Here is a 1,853-nt window from a genome sequence, read left to right as displayed (position 1 = left end):
ATGGTATTGCTCGAAATCGACGCGAGCTGCGTCTTTGCCGTCGAATTCGAATGTAATGCACCATGGCCCGTTCACATGGACCGTGTAGCGCGTAGGGTCGAAGCCCTTCAGCGAATGGTAGTCAAAACCCGGTAGGTTCATATCTTCCGGCTTTTCGGCAACGTCCAAGCGGTCAAGCCGGATAATGATGCGCGTATGCATCTTGGCGTCAATCTTCGCGGTCTTTCCGGTTTGGAACAGGTTCGCCAACGCCTTACTCTTGAACGACTTAATCATGGCTCATGTAAGCCATCCGCTTACAGAATGTCAATGGCTGTGTAAGCCAGTCGCTTACATTCACAGCCGAAGCAAACTACGGCATTCGAGCTGAAGGAATTGCGAGCGGTTTGAATAGACTCGCGTTCGGCTATATCCTGCCGCAGGGAGGCATTTCGAGTTTCTGGCCGCCCCCCTAATACCACATTATAGGCAAGCGCGCGCTGGCGGGGCCTCTGAGTCATAGTCATCTCAACATATAAGGCCTTCCATGGCTGATTTTGCTGATTTGCAGTTCAACAGGGCCACGGCAGACCTCCATGACTTTTGGCTTGGGATGGCGATTGAGGGTTGGTCTTGGGATTATTCCCTTGGCCTGGGGATGTTAATGAATGACCCTGACCCCCTTTCCGAGAGCAAGACACTCAGAATCGCATGCCGGGTCGATAAAGCAGACGGACCAGCGAAGATGATGGGTCTACCTGTCAGCGTCAGGGCCTATGTCGGCCCGGGGTACAGGGAAGACAAGCGGCAAGGGTCCCAGCGCAAGTTTGATGAGGTCGGCTCACTTTCAAGAATAAAGGGAGGTTACGAGGCCTTTATTATGATGCCAGACGACATGCTGCCTATTGCTATCACCATGCTCGCATCCAAAAGCTGGCGTCACCTGCAATTCTCTTGCCACAAGCAACACAGCCGTGAGAGTGCGATAATCGGGTACTACTTCAGAACCGAACCCCATCCGAAGGAATGGTGATTAGTTGGGAAAGCTCGCCCTTGCGGCTCGACAGGTCACAGTCAAGGAGCGGCAAAAGCGGGGTTCGTGGCTGAGGTCAAAATAGCAGCGGCGCAAACGGGGCGAATAGGCTAGCGGAGTAGCTGCCGATCACGCCGTTACCCCCCTTTTTTAAGGCATCGCACTTGGACTATTCCCTGCAACAATTTGGCGCAAATGCGCTCATCGCTGCAATGCTCTTGCACAGGCGCAAGGCCCGGCCATGGGGCGGGCGTCGGTCATCGACGCGGACACGATTGAGATTGCGGGCGAGCGCATCCGGTTCAATGGCGTTGATGCGCCCGAAAGCTGGCAGGTTTGCAACGATGGGAACGGTAAGGCCTGCAGGTGCGGGCAAGCTGCTGCCAAAGCCCTAGATGCCTTCCTTACCGCATCACGCCCCACTAGATGCGAATACATCAACCACGACCGCTACAGGCGCTTCGTGGGCGACTGTTACAGGGCAGACGGGGAGAGCGTAGCCCGCTGGCTCGTTCGCAACGGTCACGCGCTCGATTGGAAGCGCTACAGTCGGGGAGCCTATACCGCTGACCAGGCCGAAGCCAAGGCAGATCGCCGGGGCATGTGGCGGGCGATTTCCTAGCGCCATGGGAAGCTCGCCGGTCGAGATAGCCTGACAGCGCCCGCCCAGCGTCCGAGTGTTACGCCCGCAAAGTACGGATCGCCTTTTTGGTCGAAATGACTGCGTTCCGTTTCTTTTGTGCGGCGGCATACCTCCACTCGACCACAAGAATGTGATGACTACAAAACAACCAGCGAGAACTCCGCCGCCTTTTCGACAATGCCGGCTTTTGGTTGGTCG

At 56.1% G+C, this 1,853-nt stretch carries 3 protein-coding genes; 2 read left to right on the top strand and 1 reads right to left on the bottom strand.

The features are described 5' to 3' along the window. A partial coding sequence (locus AC1DWF_RS31705; protein ID WP_476804412.1) for a type II toxin-antitoxin system RelE/ParE family toxin occupies positions 1-276 on the bottom strand: 276 nt, incomplete at its 3' end. Positions 277-526: 250 nt separating this feature from the next. Between AC1DWF_RS31705 and AC1DWF_RS31700 the strand changes: the two genes are divergently transcribed. Both AC1DWF_RS31700 and AC1DWF_RS31695 read left to right on the top strand, forming a co-directional pair. Continuing rightward, a complete protein-coding gene (locus AC1DWF_RS31700) occupies positions 527-1,012 on the top strand; it encodes a hypothetical protein (protein WP_476787453.1) in 486 nt (161 codons plus the stop codon). Positions 1,013-1,253: 241 nt separating this feature from the next. Next, positions 1,254-1,634, top strand: coding sequence for a thermonuclease family protein (locus AC1DWF_RS31695; RefSeq protein WP_476804413.1), 381 nt, complete (start codon positions 1,254-1,256; stop codon positions 1,632-1,634). The last annotated feature ends 219 nt before the right edge of the window (positions 1,635-1,853 follow it).

It is taken from the genome of Aminobacter sp. P4_D5, from assembly GCF_056401815.1.
The sequence above is the reverse complement of the archived record's forward strand: the minus strand, read 5'-3'. Positions and strand labels throughout refer to the sequence as shown.